At 37.4% G+C, this 16,187-nt stretch carries 14 protein-coding genes; 4 read left to right on the top strand and 10 right to left on the bottom strand.

Features of this window, described 5'->3' with window-relative positions; all coding sequences use genetic code 11:
- Positions 1 to 10: 10 nt before the first annotated feature.
- From ACFIMI_RS05190 to topA, 5 genes are all read right to left on the bottom strand, one after another.
- The gene (locus ACFIMI_RS05190) at positions 11 to 574 is read right to left on the bottom strand and encodes a thermonuclease family protein (protein WP_375611942.1); all 564 of its coding nucleotides are present in this window, start codon (positions 572 to 574) and stop codon (positions 11 to 13) included.
- Between the two features lie 331 nt (positions 575 to 905).
- A complete protein-coding gene (rpmG, locus tag ACFIMI_RS05185; RefSeq protein ID WP_004864083.1) occupies positions 906 to 1,073 on the bottom strand; it encodes a 50S ribosomal protein L33 in 168 nt (55 codons plus the stop codon).
- Positions 1,074 to 1,175: 102 nt separating this feature from the next.
- Positions 1,176 to 2,348, bottom strand: a complete 1,173-nt coding sequence (locus ACFIMI_RS05180) for an MFS transporter (RefSeq protein ID WP_375692298.1) — start codon at positions 2,346 to 2,348, stop codon at positions 1,176 to 1,178.
- Between the two features lie 265 nt (positions 2,349 to 2,613).
- Positions 2,614 to 4,890 (bottom strand): ribonuclease R, encoded by a 2,277-nt coding sequence (gene rnr, locus ACFIMI_RS05175; protein WP_375689043.1) that lies wholly within the window; start codon positions 4,888 to 4,890, stop codon positions 2,614 to 2,616.
- Positions 4,891 to 4,893: 3 nt separating this feature from the next.
- A complete protein-coding gene (gene topA, locus ACFIMI_RS05170; protein ID WP_375611939.1) occupies positions 4,894 to 7,467 on the bottom strand; it encodes a type I DNA topoisomerase in 2,574 nt (857 codons plus the stop codon).
- A gap of 264 nt (positions 7,468 to 7,731) precedes the next feature.
- On the opposite strand from topA, the gene ACFIMI_RS05165 reads away from it, so the two are divergent.
- Entirely contained in the window at positions 7,732 to 7,938 is a 207-nt protein-coding gene (locus ACFIMI_RS05165) for a hypothetical protein (RefSeq protein WP_005773510.1), read from the top strand.
- Here ACFIMI_RS05165 and dprA read toward each other — a convergent pair.
- From dprA to ACFIMI_RS05145, 4 genes are read right to left on the bottom strand one after another with little or no spacing between them, the layout of a single operon-like run.
- Positions 7,868 to 9,100 carry a DNA-processing protein DprA gene (dprA, locus tag ACFIMI_RS05160; RefSeq protein ID WP_375692297.1) on the bottom strand — a complete coding sequence of 411 codons (1,233 nt, stop codon included), beginning with the start codon at positions 9,098 to 9,100 and terminating at the stop codon, positions 7,868 to 7,870. The two genes, ACFIMI_RS05165 and dprA, sit on opposite strands and share 71 nt — an antisense overlap.
- Positions 9,057 to 9,689: a glycerol-3-phosphate 1-O-acyltransferase PlsY gene (gene plsY / locus ACFIMI_RS05155; RefSeq protein ID WP_375613412.1), complete on the bottom strand. Its 633-nt coding sequence runs from the start codon at positions 9,687 to 9,689 to the stop codon at positions 9,057 to 9,059. Before plsY ends, dprA begins: the two co-directional genes overlap by 44 nt.
- Before the next feature lie 11 nt (positions 9,690 to 9,700).
- Positions 9,701 to 11,002, bottom strand: coding sequence for a dihydroorotase (locus ACFIMI_RS05150; protein ID WP_375636758.1), 1,302 nt, complete (start codon positions 11,000 to 11,002; stop codon positions 9,701 to 9,703).
- Positions 10,999 to 11,964 (bottom strand): aspartate carbamoyltransferase catalytic subunit, encoded by a 966-nt coding sequence (locus tag ACFIMI_RS05145; RefSeq protein ID WP_375692296.1) that lies wholly within the window; start codon positions 11,962 to 11,964, stop codon positions 10,999 to 11,001. Before ACFIMI_RS05145 ends, ACFIMI_RS05150 begins: the two co-directional genes overlap by 4 nt.
- A 125-nt stretch (positions 11,965 to 12,089) precedes the next feature.
- On the opposite strand from ACFIMI_RS05145, the gene ACFIMI_RS05140 reads away from it, so the two are divergent.
- Entirely contained in the window at positions 12,090 to 13,709 is a 1,620-nt protein-coding gene (locus ACFIMI_RS05140; protein WP_375613414.1) for an acyl-CoA dehydrogenase family protein, read from the top strand.
- Here ACFIMI_RS05140 and ruvX read toward each other — a convergent pair.
- The gene (ruvX, locus tag ACFIMI_RS05135; RefSeq protein WP_375611932.1) at positions 13,694 to 14,173 is read right to left on the bottom strand and encodes a Holliday junction resolvase RuvX; all 480 of its coding nucleotides are present in this window, start codon (positions 14,171 to 14,173) and stop codon (positions 13,694 to 13,696) included. The genes ACFIMI_RS05140 and ruvX overlap by 16 nt on opposite strands.
- A 148-nt stretch (positions 14,174 to 14,321) precedes the next feature.
- Between ruvX and gatC the strand changes: the two genes are divergently transcribed.
- Both gatC and gatA read left to right on the top strand, forming a co-directional pair.
- Positions 14,322 to 14,609: an Asp-tRNA(Asn)/Glu-tRNA(Gln) amidotransferase subunit GatC gene (gene gatC, locus ACFIMI_RS05130; protein ID WP_375606898.1), complete on the top strand. Its 288-nt coding sequence runs from the start codon at positions 14,322 to 14,324 to the stop codon at positions 14,607 to 14,609.
- A 31-nt stretch (positions 14,610 to 14,640) separates the two neighbouring features.
- Positions 14,641 to 16,125: an Asp-tRNA(Asn)/Glu-tRNA(Gln) amidotransferase subunit GatA gene (gatA, locus tag ACFIMI_RS05125; RefSeq protein ID WP_375611931.1), complete on the top strand. Its 1,485-nt coding sequence runs from the start codon at positions 14,641 to 14,643 to the stop codon at positions 16,123 to 16,125.
- The last annotated feature ends 62 nt before the right edge of the window (positions 16,126 to 16,187 follow it).

Here is a 16,187-nt window from a genome sequence, read left to right as displayed (position 1 = left end):
AATATTTTTTTTATTCTGTGCGAGGATTTGCTTTGCGCCATTCTTTTGGTCGTTGAAAACTTGATGCCCATATTCCTTTCTTTTTCTTTCTAGCTTCTTGCTCTTCTTTGGGGTATTCATAATAATTTACAGCCCAACCATTATGTACAAGTGTTGCGTTGATATTGCTAACTTGTTTTGTTTTACATGTTGCAAGAATACGGCGATATTTATCTGTTTTTTGCCAGTGACATGTAACAGTTTGATTTTTTAATAGTTTTTCTAAATATTTCTTTGCTTCAAGCCCACAAGGGTAGCGTGCTTCTTTTTTTCCACAAAATTGGTGGAGTTCAGGAGCATCAATTCCAGCTAGTCGAATCTTAATTGAAGAAATCATAATGGTATCGCCATCAATGATTAATGCATTTCCTTCAACAGTGTTTTGAGAAGAAAATTTTTCTTTTTGAGGCAACAGCTGAGTTTTCTTAAAATAAGTTGACATAATGATAAGAATGCTAGCAGCGACAAAAATACTGAAACCGATAACTTTTAGATTAAAGCTTCTTAGATTAAAATGAGAAAAAGATTTTTTCATGAAATAAAGAAACTGCTAACATTATTATAACTCTATTTTAGTATTGTTTATAATTGACCCGAGAAACTTTATTCATATGACGAAACAGTGTTTCGTTTTAATGACAAAATTTTCATTAGATATCACAATAATCAAATACTCATACAGAATATATGTAAGCAACTTAAATAATAAATCAACTTATCCAAATCCGTACAAAACATACAAAGTTTAAAGTAAACTTTTTAAACTTAAGGAAATAAAAAAACATCCCTCAAAAAATAACTTTGAAGAGCAATACTCCCACATTTCTTTTGGAGTATAAAATCTATCAATTTAATAATAATTTTATTTATTTAATTTTTGTTTCCTTAAATTCAACGTGCTTTTTTACAACTGGATCATATTTACGCTTGCTCATTTTATCTGTCATTGTACGGCTGTTTTTCTTTGTTACATAGAAAAAACCAGTATCTGCAGTTGATAAAAGCTTGATCTTAATGGTTGCTGCTTTAGCCATAATGTAAATACCCTATTTATACTGAAAAAATATTATTGCTGTCAAAACTTATTTCCGACATCATCAGATTTTCCGGCAACACTACGGATGTTCTCAAAAAAGTCAAGAGCTGATTAATTTTCTCATAAGTTGGACAAACACCAAAATGACATATAAACCGAAAAAAACAGCCATGGCTATTGAAAAACCAAAGGGTTTAAAGATATCCATGGATTTTCCGATAAAGGTCGGTCCGATGAGCATACCAATTCCATAACAAAAAATAAAAGCAGAATTAGCAGCAGCAAGTTCTTGCCCCTTGAGACGGGCTCCTAAATGTGCAAGACTAATTGTATAAAGGCTCGCTGATACACCACCCAGAAAAAACAAATCAAGCATCAGAATCCATGGATATTGAAGAATCCATGGTACTATAAAAGTTCCTATAAAACCTAGAATAGCGCAACTCATCAGCGGGTAGCGTCGATCTTTGGCGTAGTCGCTTATAATGCTGATAGGAATTAAGAGGAAAATATTCCCAAGTGCAAGGGTTGCCATAAAATGTGCTGCTTCATTCTCATTATAACCAATGGATAAACTAAAGGGTATTATAAGAGTTAATACGCCCATTTGAATGGCCCCGTAAACAAGGACCGCCATCATTGCACTTGGAACGTGAAAAAGATAACGAAAAAATGGCATATATTGATTTTTTTGAAATTCTGGACTTAATTTCCAAGCGGTAAGAATTGGTATAGTAGCAAGTATAATAAGGCTATATCCAACAGCAAAAGGAATAAATCCTTGTGTTCCCACTTTTGCTAGCAGCGTTAGACCTATTATAAACCCTAATCCTAAGACAATAGCATAAATAGAAAGGATCAAACCGCGTTTTTTTGGGGGAGCATAACTGTTGATCCAAAACTCTGACAGGATAAACATAACTGTCATGCTGAAATGTAATATAAACTTTAAAATAAACCAAATCCATATGGGATCAAAAAAATAGAATCCTAAAAAACTTAAAGATCCTATCGCCATCATAAGCAATATTGCTTGAGCGATTCCTAAGCATAAGGCAATTCGAGACGTAAAAATAGCTGCAATAATTGTGGCGATTCCACCAACTGTTCCACTATAGCCGATTGTACTGTTGGAAAGTCCTTTCTCTGCCATAAGAAGAGAGACAAGTTGTGTTCCCATTGCCAATGCTGTTCCAACAGTGCCAATGGTTGCAATAGCGGCAATAATTGCACGCAAAGAATTATTTTGAGAGTCAAAAGGTTTTTTTTTCATGAGAATGGCTTAAGGTACTCTTGTTTATTTAAACAATGAAAAGATGAGCTGAAATGAAAGGGAGCCAAAACTATCCTTTGCAGTTTCTCTCATTTTCTAAGTATAAAAAACTGCAAGATTTTTATATGGTTATTATAGACTTAACAATAAAATTTATCCTCTTGTATACTAAAGAAATAAGATTGTATATATAAATATTATATAATATAAGTCATTTCTTAAATTGAATTTATTATTCATATATATTCAATGGAGGGCAAGAAGATTAATTTTTTCTTTTCCCATAAAAAGTATACTTTTGTTTTTTTAATTTGTTTTTATGGTAGGATGTCGGTGAAAATTTTATTGGACGAGGTTTTGTTAACAGTTCAAAGCATAAAGCGCCAGCAAAAGGTTGTACCGTTATAAGTTTTACTTCTACAACATCACTGAGCTGATAGCCTTTATGGCTACGCTGTCCTACAAGAACATGTTGTGCTTCATCAAAATGATAATAATCATTTTTAAGTGTAGAAATATGGACAAAACCATCTGTATTGAGTTTATCAAGTGAGATAAAAAGACCTGCTTTTGTAACTCCGGAAATGCGGCCTGTAAAAATACGACCGATTTTATTCGTTAAATAGTGAGCAACAAGCCGATCAATCGTTTCTCTTTCAGCCATCATTGCACGGCGTTCGTATAAAGAAACTTGCGTAGCAATTTCTGCAAGATTTTGTTCTTGTGTATCTGTTAATTGATCATTTCCTAATTTGAGAGCTTTAATGAGTGCTCGATGAATAATGAGATCAGCATAACGACGGATTGGTGATGTAAAATGTGTATAGTTCTGCAAATTCAAACCAAAATGGCCACTATTTTTAGGGTTGTACTCTGCTTGTGATTGTGAACGCAAAATAACTTGATTGACTAGTTCTTGTTGTTGAGTATGAGCGACCTTTTCTAAAATTCTATTAAGGCGCGCTGAGGTAAGTTCGCTTCCGCGGGAGAGTGGTATCCCCAAACTTTGAAGAAAGCTCCGAAGTATTTCTTGCTTAGCAAGAGAAGGTTTTTCATGAATACGATAAATGAGCGGCTGGTGATGTTGTTTTAATGTTTCAGAAGCTGCAATATTAGCTTGTATCATAAACTCTTCAATTAAACGATGCGCTTCTAATTGTGTTTCACTCACAACATCTTTTATGCATCCATTTTGATCAAGAATAATCTTTTTTTCTGCAATTTCTAATTCTAGTGGTTGGCGACGATTTCGCGCAGCTTTAAGGCATGCATAGGCTTCCCATAAGGGGTGCAAAATGCTCTCAAAAAGAGGGGTTATTTTTTCATTTATATTACCTTCAATTGCCAATTGTACTTCTTGATAAGAAAGTTTGGCTCTTACACGAATCATAGTACGATGAAAACTATGTTTTCGTTTATTACCGTTTGCATCAAAAATCATACGAACGGCTAAAGCTGGTCTTTCTTTTCCTTCACGCAGAGAACATAAATCATGAGAAAGGCGTTCAGGTAACATTGGCACAACGGTATCAGGAAAATAAACAGAATTTCCACGTTTCAATGCTTCTTTATCTAAAGCGCTTCCTGTTTTGATATAATAAGAAACATCTGCAATGGCTACAATAATAATCCAACCATCATTATTTGCTGGATCCGTATCCTTGGTTGCATAAACTGCATCATCATGGTCTTTTGCATCTGGTGGATCAATTGTAATAAAGGGTAATTGTCGCCAATCTTCACGATTATCCATATTGGCAGCTTTGATATGTTTGGCTTGCTCAAGAACACTTTCAGGAAAAATATAAGGAATTCCTTTCGAAAGAAGCGCTATCATTGAGAGTGTTTTCTCACTCTTAATGTGCCCTAAAACATTCTTTATTTTTGCGCTCTTTAATCCGTAACCAGTATTTTTTTTTATTTCGACTTCAACGAGATCACCAATTTGAATCTTCATTTCTGGAGACATTTCAACAATGAGTTCATTGGTTTTGCGGTCTATAGGATCAAGGCGCCATTGATTATTTTCCAATTTTCGTACAATAGCAAATGCGCTTTTGGGAGATACATCAATTTTACGAATAATTCGTCCCGTATAAGGATGGCTTGAGCTTTCAGAATTTTTATTTCGAAAAACTTTTACAAGAATATGATCTCCAACACCAATATTACTTCCTGTTATGTGATGAAAAGAGTGTATTTCAATATTGGGCTTTGGAGAATCTTCCCATTCAAGAGGTTGTGCAATAAAACTTCCATCTTTATCACGTCCGCTAATTTTTACTAAAGAAACAGGGGGTAATTTTCCTTTGTTTATTGCTCTTTTGTGGTGTTTAGATATGAGATTTTGATCCTTTAACTCACGTAACATATCTCTAAGCCAGATACGAGAATCGCCTTTTAAGTTAAAAGCTTTAGCGATTTCTCGTTTACTTGAGTGGTTAGGATTCTCAATTATAAAGGAAAGGATTGCTTCCTTATTGGGAAAAGTTTTCCCCTTGAATGAAGAGAGATATTTTATGTTTTTTTCACCTTTAGCCAAAATTTATGTCTCTTTTATTTTTGCTTTTGTTTTAGAAGAAGCTCTTTTTGAAGTTGTTTTTTTACTCGATGCTTTAGCCGATATAAGTTCTAGTGCCTCTGGAAGTGTTACACTAATGGGATCTTTATCTTTTGGCAATGTTGCATTAATTTTACCCCAATTGACATAAGGACCATAACGCCCGTTGCGCACGGTAATGGTTCCTCCTTCGGGATGCTCTCCTAATGTTGCCAATGCTTCAGGTGTTGTTCTGCTTTGCCTGGTTTTGTTTTCTTGTTGTTCTGCTAATACTGTAACAGCGCGATTGATACCAATATCAAAAACTTCATCTGCATGAAGAAGGCGCGCAGATTTTCCATTATGGCTAAGATAGGGACCATATCGTCCAATCGTAGCCGTGATTGTTTTTCCGGTTTCAGGATGAATGCCAATTTCACGGGGAAGGGATAGTAAAGCCAAGGCTTTATCAAGGGTTACATTTTCTGCCTGCCATTCTTTTGGTAATCCTGCACGCTTAACTTCTTTGCTTTCACCAAGTTGAATATAGGGACCAAACCGGCCATTACGAAGAGAGATCTCTTTTCCTGTTTCAGGGTCAATACCAAGTATAACAGGTTCATCATTGCGTACAGCTTCATTCTCTTCTCCAGTATCTGTACCAAGTTGGTGTGTGTATTTACATTCGGGATAATTGGAACAGCCAACAAAAGCACCATAACGCCCAAGTTTTAATGATAATTGACCATTTTTACAAAGAGGACAGGAACGCACATCACTTCCATCTTCGCGTTCAGGAAAGGCGAGAGGTGCTAATGTTACATTTAAAGCATCAAGAACATTGGTTATACGGAGTTCTTGGATATTGCTAATAGATGCATTAAATCCATCCCAAAAATCTCGCAATACGTCTTTCCAAGAAAGTTTGCCATCAGAGATAAGATCCAGCTTTTCTTCAAGATCTGCTGTGAAACCATATTCTACATAGCGATTAAAAAAATTTTCAAGAAAGGCTGTAACAATACGTCCCTTGGCATCGGGAATAAGCTTTCGTTTATCAATGACAATATATCCACGGTCACACAATGTCGCTAATGTGGATGCATAAGTTGAAGGACGACCAATTCCTAACTCCTCAAGCTTTTTAATTAATGAAGCTTCAGAATAACGAGAAGGGGGCTCTGTGGTATGTTGTACAGATTCAACTTTTTCTTTTGTAAGTGCTTCACCAGTGTTTATTTGTGGTAAACGTGTTGTTTCATTTTCTTCATTATTTTCTTCGTCTCGTTGATCCGTGTAGACGGAAATAAAGCCATCAAAACGAACAACAGATCCTGTTGCCCGTAGATTTGCACGCTCTTCTCCTTGCTGTGCTTCAATTTCAACGGTTGTACGTTCAATGTCAGCAGAGCGCATTTGGCTGGCAATGGCACGCTTCCATATCAGATCATAGAGCTTTGCTTGATCGCTATCGAGAAAATTACGGACTTGACTAGGATTGCGTTGAAAATCTGTTGGGCGGATCGCTTCATGTGCTTCCTGTGCATTTTTTGCCTTTGTTGAATAAAAACGTGGCTTTTCAGGAATATAGTCTTTTCCGAAAGTTTCATGAATAACTTTTCGTGCTGAATCAATAGCCTCTGGTGCTATCTGCACACCATCGGTACGCATATAAGTAATAAGCCCTGCCGTTTCACCATTAATTTCAATGCCTTCATAAAGCTTTTGGGCAATTTGCATAGTGCGAGAAGCTGAAAAACCTAGTTTTGAAGAAGCTGCTTGTTGTAGTGTAGAAGTCGTAAATGGAGGAAAAGGATTTCTCTTTGTAGGTTTTGCTTCAACACTGAGTGTATGATATTGCGCTTTCTCCAGCATAAAGCGAATTTGGTCTGCTTGTTCTTGAGATTGAATATCAAGCTTGCCTATTTTTCTTTGATTAAACATTGTCAATCTTGCTTGGAAACTATCATTTCGGATGGTTTTTAACTGTGTTGTAATGGACCAATAATCTTCTTTGATAAAATGTTCTATTTCTGATTCACGATCACAAATAATACGCAAAGCAACCGATTGAACGCGTCCTGCTGAACGCGCACCAGGGAGTTTACGCCATAAAACAGGTGAAAGTGTAAAACCAACGAGATAATCGAGAGCACGACGTGCAAGATAAGCATCGACAAGGGATGTATCAATATCACGTGGATTATTCATAGCATCAAGCACAGACTTTTTGGTGATGGCATTGAAGACAACTCTTTTAATAGGTTTATCTTTTAAAACTTTTTTTTGACGAAGAACATCCAGAATATGCCATGAAATAGCTTCCCCTTCACGATCAGGGTCTGTTGCTAATATAAGGCTATCAGCTTCTTTAACGGCTTTTGCTATTTCATTTAAACGTTTAGCGGCAGCAGAATCTATATCCCATTTCATAGAAAAATCTTGATCCGGTAAAACAGAACCATCTTTTGCAGGCAAATCACGAACATGTCCAAATGATGCGACAACTTTGTATTGAGACCCAAGATATTTATTAATTGTTTTTGCTTTTGCTGGAGATTCAACGATAACGATATTCATAATTTTACCCAAATATTGAAATAAAAATTTTTTTATAAACGCCTTTTACGCGAATAGCTAATGCCAATTGCTTAAGAGCACATAAAAAAATATTAGCCATATAAAAAACATGAATATTGTACAACTTATGATTGTCATTATTAGAGTACACCCTATATAGAATTACACGATTTATTTTCCACTGTTATTACAAAAACATACGGCGAAATACTAAGATAACGTCTATTGAGAGGTAGGAGGGGAAATGCTCAAGGATAGAGGATTATGTTTATAAATCATTTAAAAGTTATCCAATATATTACAGACATGTCAAAGCAAATGAATCAGATGGCGCGTCAGGCGCACAGTCCGCTTTTAGCATTGCTTTTGGATATGGTTGCCAAAGAAGGGCAAAGCATTATTAATAGTGCTGAGGCTCTTGGGGAAGATCAAGATTCGACAATGACACACAACCACCAGAGTGTCGAATAAGCTTTCCAGCAAGCTCGAGTTCTACCAACAAGAGGTAGAGAGTTGGGAGTGAAATACCTGAGTGGATACTGAGTGTGTCTAAGTCGATTGGCGTTGTTGAAAGAGCGGAGAGAACTGCTGCACGTGCTGCATCATCATCTGCTAAAGAGAGATCGCTGTTTTTTTCATCTGCTAAATTAAAATTCTCCTTTTCAAGTTGTAAGGAGGATGGTTCCTCAAAAAAATTGAGTTGCGAATTTGGAAGCGGTGAAATTAATGGCGTAAGTGTTTCTATAATGTCAGAAGGATGTGTGGTGAGTAGAGCACCGTCTTTGATAAGATTGTTTGTACCAACAGATCTTGGATCAAGTGGAGAACCGGGAATGGCAAAAATTAGCCGTCCCATTTCAGCTGCTTGACGTGCGGTAATTAAGGACCCTGAGCGCAGGGCTGCCTCTACAACCAAGAGACCAAGTGATAGAGCTGCAATAATACGGTTTCTTCTTGGAAAATCGATAGCACGCGGCTTCCAAGAAATGGGAATTTCGCTGATGATGGCTCCACCGTTGGCAATAATATCTTCATGCAACTTTTTATTTTCAGGAGGATAGATATGATCAATTCCTCCCGCCATGACTGCAACAGTTCCTGTTTTTAAACTTGCTTGATGCGCAACGCTATCAATTCCACGAGCGAGCCCAGAAATTGTTACAAAGTCTGCTTCTCCGAGAAAACGCGCAAATTGAGCTGTAAGCTTTTTTCCCGCAGCTGAAGCATTTCGAGAACCTATAATTCCAATAGAAGTTTTTTGAAAAATTGAAACATTACCTTTGATAGCAATAAGCGGCGGGGGGGCTTCTGTAACCTTAAGAAAAGCTGGATAATCTGGTTCTCCCATACCAATAAACCGGACACCTAATCTTTCAGCCTCTTGCATTTCTTTTTCTGCATCTTCTAAGCTTGCTATTTTAATAGATACAGAACCACCCCCTTTTCTACTAAGCTCTGGCAGCGCTGCCAGAGCATTTTCTGCTGTTTTATAATGATCAATGAGATTGCGAAAACTAACAGCTCCAATATTTTCACTGCGCAATAACCGTAACCAGCTTAGACGTTGACGATCAGTAAGCAGGATTCCTTTATTTATCTCCGTGTTGCGTACCAATCTTACTTTCTTCCCCAATTAATAATCTACCGATATTTGCAGAATGTTTTATAAACACAAATACGCTCATCACAATCAGCATACAATAGAAATAAGAAGCGGAAAAATAAAAAACAAATATCGGTGTGATCGTAACAGCAATAAGCGCAGATAATGAAGAATAACGCATGAGGAGAAAAATCGCACTCCATACAATAATAAAAATAATTGCTGCAGGCCAATAGATTCCTAAGCAGACTCCTAGATAGGTAGCAACACCTTTGCCACCTTTAAATTTAAGCCATACGGGGAAAAGATGTCCTAAGAAAACAAAAAAGCCTGCTAGAGAAACAAGGATACTATTGTCTAGCGGATCACTAAAAAACTTTATAACGAAAACAACGATAGTTCCTTTCAACATATCACAAAGAAGTGTTAGAGCAGCAAGCTTTTTATTTCCTGTTCGTAAAACATTTGTTGCTCCAATATTGCCGGAACCGATTGTTCTTATATCACCAATTTTGAACAATTTCGTAAAAAGAAGCCCAAATGGAATCGAGCCAATGAGATAAGATATGAGGAAAATAAACCATGGAGTGGATTGAAAAAATATTTCTGCTTCATTCATTAAGAATCTCATTAAATTTGTTGATCAAGTTTAAAAACGTTTTTCCCTTTCACAAAGGTCTGGAGCACGCGTCCTTGAAAACGTGCATTCTCAAAAGGGGTATTTTTTGAACGTGAATAGAGCTTCTCTTTCGAAACAACCCATGGTTCTTCAAGATCAACCACAATAAGGTCTGCATAAGCCCCTTTTTTGAGTGTTCCTGCATTGAGTCCAAAGAGCTTTGCAGGCGCCGTTGACAAAAGTTCCGTTATCCGTAGAAGAGATAGGCTCTCATTATGATAAAGACGTAAGGCTGCGCTCAATAAGGTCTCCATACCAATAGCGCCAATTGCCGCGTCATTAAATGGTAAATGTTTTGTGTCGATACTCTGAGGATCATGAGAAGAGACAATAACATCTATAATCCCATCCTTTATTGCTTCAATCATTGCTACACGGTCTTCTTCTGTACGCAATGGGGGCATTAAGCGAAAAGAAGTGCGATATTGTCCAATGTCATTTTCATTGAAAGATAAATGATTAATAGATACACCCGCTGAAATTTTCTCACTGCGTTTTTTACCTAAACGAAGTGCATCAGCAGAGAGTGCTGTCGATATTTGAGCGGCATGATAGCGTGTTTGCGTTAATGCTGCTAAACGTAGATCTCTTTCAAGTGGGATAACTTCTGCTTCGCGAGGGATGCCAGAAAGACCAAGCCAACTGGCAAGCAGTCCTTCATTCATCACACCTTGCCCTGTAAGATCTTTATCTTGCGTTTCATGCATCAATGGAACATCAAAATCGCGTGCATAAGTCATTGCACGCCGCATAACAGATGAATTTTGAAGTGTTTTTTTTCCTTCACTAAAGGCAACGGCTCCAGCATCTTTGAGCAAACCAAATTCGGTTATTTCTTGTCCGTTGAAACCTTGTGTGATTGAAGCAACGGGATAAATATTGACCAATGACATTTCCTGTGCTGTATGCGTAATAAATTTAACGAGTGCTACATTATCAATAACTGGATGCGTGTTTGGCATCATAAGAAAGGAAGTAATACCACCTGCTGCGGCCGCGTAACTTGCTGATGTAATTGTTTCACAATGTTCATTCCCTAATTCTCCAACAAAAACGCGCGCATCAACAAGTCCAGGGAGAATTGCTTTGTTTTGTGCGTTAATAACTTCTGCTTCTTCAGGAAACCCCTGATTCAGAGCTTCTTTTCCAGCGGCTATAATTCGTCCATTTTCAACAATAACTGTACCAATTTCATCGATTGCGCGCGAAGGATCAATAATACGAGCATTTTGAAAAACAATTGGTTTTATCATTTTTTTTCTCCACTGATCTTTGCGCGTGAATCTAATAAAGCCTCCATGACAGCCATACGCACTGCAATTCCCATTTCTATTTGTGTATGAATCATACTTTGTGGTCCATCTGCTATGTCGGATGCAATCTCTACACCACGGTTTATTGGGCCAGGATGCAGAATAATAGAATCATTTTTGGCATAGGCTAAATTTTCTTTATGTAAGCCAAAATAATGGAAATATTCACGCGTAGAGGGAATAAAAGAGCCTGTCATCCGTTCATGCTGTAAGCGCAACATCATGATAACGTCAGCATTTTTAAGACCTTCTTTCATCGTGTTAAAAACCTCAACACTCATATGAGCGATTTCTGCGGGTAAGAGTGTTGAGGGAGCAACAGCACGAACACGAGCACCCAAAGCATTGAGACACAGGATATTGGAACGGGCAACACGTGAGTGTAAGATATCTCCGCAAATCGCAACAGTTAATCCTTCAATACGACCTTTTGCCCTTTTAATGGTTAGAGCATCTAATAAAGCTTGGGTTGGATGTTCATGAGCACCATCACCTGCATTAATAACACAACAATCAACTTTTTGCGCTAATAAAGCTGCCGCTCCTGCACTGTTATGGCGAAAAACCAGTATATCTGGCTTCATCGCATTGAGAGTTGTAGCAGTATCAAGTAATGTTTCTCCCTTTTTTACAGATGAGTTGCCGATCGCAAGACTCATCACGTGTGCACCTAGCCTTTTACCCGCTAATTCAAAAGAAGATTGTGTTCGCGTAGAGGCTTCAAAAAAGAGATTAATTTGAGTCCGTCCATGCAAAGTAGATTTTATTTTATCAATTTTGTTAGAAAGGATAATATTTGCTTCTGCACGATCAAGCAATGTATTAAGATCTTGTACACTCAGATCTTTAATAGCTAAAAGATGTTGATGAGGGAAAAGTGGGAAAAAATTATCTTGCATCATAGCATTCTTCTTTATCTCTCTCTAAACAGGTTAAACAAGCATTTGTTTGAATATGATAAATGTTTCTTAACTCTAAAAAGACAAATAGTCTATGATATGAATGATTTGAATGTAGGAATATACCTATGAGTGCTGTATCTGCGCAAAATACTCGTCGAAAAAATACATTTCTTAGCGATACGCTTATGTTTCGTATTGCTTCTACTTTGCCTAAGTTTTTGTTAGCAAGTTTTGAAGAAATAGGGGATTTTGCCGCGAGTCGAGAAGCATGGAAACTTTCTTGCTTAGCGAATCATTATAAGCCTTTACTATGCTATAATGATGAATGGGGGCAACCAACAGAAAGATTAGAGATCCATTCTTCCTATCAAGCTCTTCAACAATATTCTAGACAAGCAGGTTTGGTTACCTCGCTTTGGGAAAATACGAGCTCAGAAAATGGAGTACGCTATCAAGCGCGTGCGATTCGTTTAGCTTTATCTGCTGGTTTAGAAACAGGACATTTGAATGAAGTTATCATAACGAGTGCAGCTATTGCTGTTTTAATTAGTGATATTGAGCTCTTCAAAAAATGGCAAAATGTACTTTTATCACGCCAATATGATTCCTCATCAAAGCCTATTCATCATAAAAAGGCTGCTTCTCTAACTTGTGCATTTGACGATATTGAAAAATACGCTTTCAATTTTCCAAGTGTTAAGAAAATTTCTTTCGATGAAAGTATGGAACGTGATCTATATCGTTTAAATGTTGTAAAAACCAACGTTATTAATCCTACCGCTGACGGATATCTTGTTAGTGCAGATTTAGATGGTCATTTAAGTTGTTTTTTTATTCCACGCATACAAGAAAATGGCGCATTAAATGGATCTATATCGATTCGTCATTTAATTCAGCGATCTGGAGAACTTTTAACACCAGAGGGGGTTGTCGACTTCCAAGGCAGTTATGGCTGGCTTTTGGGAAATGCTGGAGAAGGGCTTAAAGTTATTAAAGATATCGAGACGATGATGCGTTTCGATCAATCTGTCATATCGGCAGGTGTTTTACGAGCGGCTCTTCAATTTGGTATGGATTTTTTCCGGAAAAAAATACCCAATCAGCCGTTACCTCCACTGACAGAACGTATTTTTGCAGATATTGCATTAGATATAGCTGCCTCACAAGCATTGGTTTTGCGTTTAGCGAGAGCATTTGACAATGCAGCAAATGACCGTTCTGAAGCAGCTTTTGCCCGCATTATGACACCTATTATTGCTTATCATGTAAGTCAATTGGTTGTGCCTATTATTGGTGAAATTATTGCACAACTTGGTATTGAAAGTTTTATAGAGAATAATCCATTATCACAAATGTTGCATAATGGGCCTGCGCGAATTGTGAGAAATAGTTCTGCTAATCAATTGGTAAAGGATGCAATTCTTATTGCTGAAAAAGCACCGGGATTGTTTCAGAAATTGTTGGAAAAAATTGCTCTTGATATTGGACCAGCGGGACCCCGAGCAATTGAAATTATTAAGTCAGCAGGTGATATGGCATCAGCAAATGAAGGTGCAGGAAGATTTTTTGTTGAACAAGTAGCTTATGCAGCAGCAGCAGCAGCATTACGTTCTACAGACATAGAACATGTTGCGAATGCCTATATGGAAAGCCGCCTTGGGGGACAATGGAGATCTTCTTACGGGATGCTCATTGCACGATATAATGCAGGGCATTTGCTCAATGTCCTCTATCCTTCCATATGATGAAAGTTTTGAATTCTATTGAGAGCACCTTGCAATATAAAAGCGGCGGCTGCCGAATCAATACGGCTTGCTCTTTTAGCGCGCGATACATTCATTTCTAAAAGAGACCGTTCCGCAGCAATTGTTGATAAACGTTCGTCCCAAAAAACAAATGGAATTTTTGTATAAGCTTTCATATTGCTCACAAAAGCTCTGGTTGCTTGAACACGAGAGCCACTGCTTCCATTCATGTTAAGAGGTAAGCCAATGATAATAACGCCTACATTTTCACGGTCAAAAATTTTAATAAGTGTGTAAGCATCTTCTGTAAATTTTTTTCGCTGTAGTACAGGACGCGGATTTGAGACAGTCAGCCCCATATCAGAAATCGCAATTCCGATAGTTTTTGTCCCTAAATCTAAGCCTGCTATTGTTTGTCTAGGCAAAAGATGTTTTATAACTTCATCTATATTAATAACAGTCATAAAGGTATAATACGTTTTTTAATGTTTCAGATCTATAGTTATATTCTTTATTCATGTTATCTAATATTCTTGCACTTACAAGTGCACCCTTGTATAGCCAGAATAAAGATCAAATAAATAAACAAAAAAGCAGAAAGGCGTAAAGAGTATGTCTGTTGATCAAGAGACAGTCAAGCGGATAGCACATTTAGCAAGGATTGCCCTCCACGATGATGAGATAGAACCTGTGACAAAAAAATTCAATGCTATTTTAGGTTTTGTAGAGCAATTGAATGAAGTTGATGTCAGTGGGGTTGAGCCATTAACATCTGTGATGCCGATGACTCTACGAATGCGTGAAGATAGTGTTACAGATGGCGATAAAGCAGCAGATATTGTAGCCAATGCCCCTGTTACAGAAGAAAATTTTTTTCTTGTCTCAAAAATTGTTGAGTAACTTTTTATATTTTTGAAATTTGAGAACCAATATGACTGATTTAACAACTCTCACAATTGCGCAAGCTCGTGATGCTCTAACAAAGAAAAATCTCAAAGCAACAGAATTAACGGAAGCTTATTTACAAGCAATAGAGTTGGCGAATCCAACTTTGAATGCTTATGTAACAATAACAGCAGAACAGGCAATGAAAATGGCTGCTGAATCAGACAGTCGCTTAGCGAAAGGGCAGGGAGGGCTTTTGGAAGGAATTCCCTTGGGGATTAAAGATCTTTTTGCAACCTATGGTGTTCATACTCAAGCCTGTTCAAATATCCTTGATGGTTTTAAACCGCACTATGAATCAACTGTCACGGCTAATTTATGGCAAGATGGTGCTGTGATGTTAGGAAAACTTAATATGGATGAGTTTGCTATGGGCTCATCCAACGAAACATCATATTATGGTCCCGTTATTAGTCCATGGAGAAAAAAAGGCTCAAATGAAAAACTCGTACCCGGTGGTTCTTCGGGAGGATCCGCAGCCGCTGTTGCTGCACAAATTTGTGCTGGTGCAACTGCAACCGATACAGGTGGCTCAATACGTCAACCAGCAGCTTTTACTGGAACTGTGGGAATAAAGCCAACTTATGGACGTTGTTCGCGATGGGGCGTTGTCGCGTTTGCTTCATCTCTTGATCAAGCTGGACCTGTTGCTAGAGATGTTCGTGATTGTGCTATCTTACTCAGATCAATGGCCTCTTTTGATGAAAAAGATTCTACTTCCGTCAATTTACCAGTTCCTGATTATGAAAGTTATCTTGGTCAATCAATCAAAGGAATGAAAATCGGTATTCCAAAAGAATATCATGTGGATGGAATGTCTCCAGAAATTATTGAGCTTTGGCAAAAAGGAATAAATTGGTTAAAAGAAGCAGGTGCTGAGATTAAAGATATTTCTTTGCCCCATACAAAATATGCTCTACCTTCTTATTACATTATAGCTCCTGCAGAAGCCTCTTCTAATTTAGCGCGTTATGATGGTGTGCGTTTTGGTTTGCGCATGCCTGGGAAAGACATCATTGAGATGTATGAAAATACGCGTTCTGTTGGTTTTGGTGATGAAGTCAAACGGCGCATTCTGGTTGGGACTTATGTTCTTTCATCAGGTTATTATGATGCCTGTTATTTAAGAGCTCAAAAAGTAAGAACACTCGTAAAACGTGATTTTGATCAATGTTTTGCTTCAGGCATTGATGCTATTTTGACACCAGCAACACCAACATCTGCTTTTGGTATTGCTGATGAAAAAATAAAAAATGATGCTGTAGCAATGTATCTTAATGATATTTTTACTGTACCAGTTAATATGGCTGGATTACCAGGAATTTCTGTTCCTGCTGGTCTGTCATCAAATGGTTTACCTCTAGGATTGCAATTGATTGGTAAACCTTTTTCTGAAGAAGTCATTTTTCAGATAGCGCACATTATTGAACAAGAAGCAGGAATATTCAGTGCAGAAAAATGGTGGATGTAATAGTCAAAATTCACAAAGGAGCATTTCTCATCCTTAATGAGAAATGCTCTTTTAAATGGTGG

Source organism: Bartonella sp. AP4SXKL (assembly GCF_042195845.1).
Lineage (GTDB): Bacteria > Pseudomonadota > Alphaproteobacteria > Rhizobiales > Rhizobiaceae > Bartonella.
Note: the sequence above shows the minus strand (reverse complement) of the source record. Positions and strands in the feature narration are given on the sequence as shown.

Excerpts from the sequence above, each read along its gene's own strand:
- rpmG (WP_004864083.1), bottom strand. The coding sequence starts at position 1,073 with ATGGCTAAAGCAGCAACCATTAAGATCAAGCTTTTATCAACTGCAGAT.
- ACFIMI_RS05165 (WP_005773510.1), top strand. The coding sequence starts at position 7,732 with ATGTTTATAAATCATTTAAAAGTTATCCAATATATTACAGACATGTCA.
- ruvX (WP_375611932.1), bottom strand. The coding sequence starts at position 14,173 with ATGACTGTTATTAATATAGATGAAGTTATAAAACATCTTTTGCCTAGA.
- gatC (WP_375606898.1), top strand. The coding sequence starts at position 14,322 with ATGTCTGTTGATCAAGAGACAGTCAAGCGGATAGCACATTTAGCAAGG.
- ACFIMI_RS05180 (WP_375692298.1), bottom strand. The coding sequence starts at position 2,348 with ATGAAAAAAAAACCTTTTGACTCTCAAAATAATTCTTTGCGTGCAATT.
- topA (WP_375611939.1), bottom strand. The coding sequence starts at position 7,467 with ATGAATATCGTTATCGTTGAATCTCCAGCAAAAGCAAAAACAATTAAT.
- ACFIMI_RS05145 (WP_375692296.1), bottom strand. The coding sequence starts at position 11,964 with ATGATGCAAGATAATTTTTTCCCACTTTTCCCTCATCAACATCTTTTA.
- ACFIMI_RS05190 (WP_375611942.1), bottom strand. The coding sequence starts at position 574 with ATGAAAAAATCTTTTTCTCATTTTAATCTAAGAAGCTTTAATCTAAAA.
- gatA (WP_375611931.1), top strand. The coding sequence starts at position 14,641 with ATGACTGATTTAACAACTCTCACAATTGCGCAAGCTCGTGATGCTCTA.
- ACFIMI_RS05150 (WP_375636758.1), bottom strand. The coding sequence starts at position 11,002 with ATGATAAAACCAATTGTTTTTCAAAATGCTCGTATTATTGATCCTTCG.
- plsY (WP_375613412.1), bottom strand. The coding sequence starts at position 9,689 with ATGAATGAAGCAGAAATATTTTTTCAATCCACTCCATGGTTTATTTTC.
- ACFIMI_RS05140 (WP_375613414.1), top strand. The coding sequence starts at position 12,090 with ATGAGTGCTGTATCTGCGCAAAATACTCGTCGAAAAAATACATTTCTT.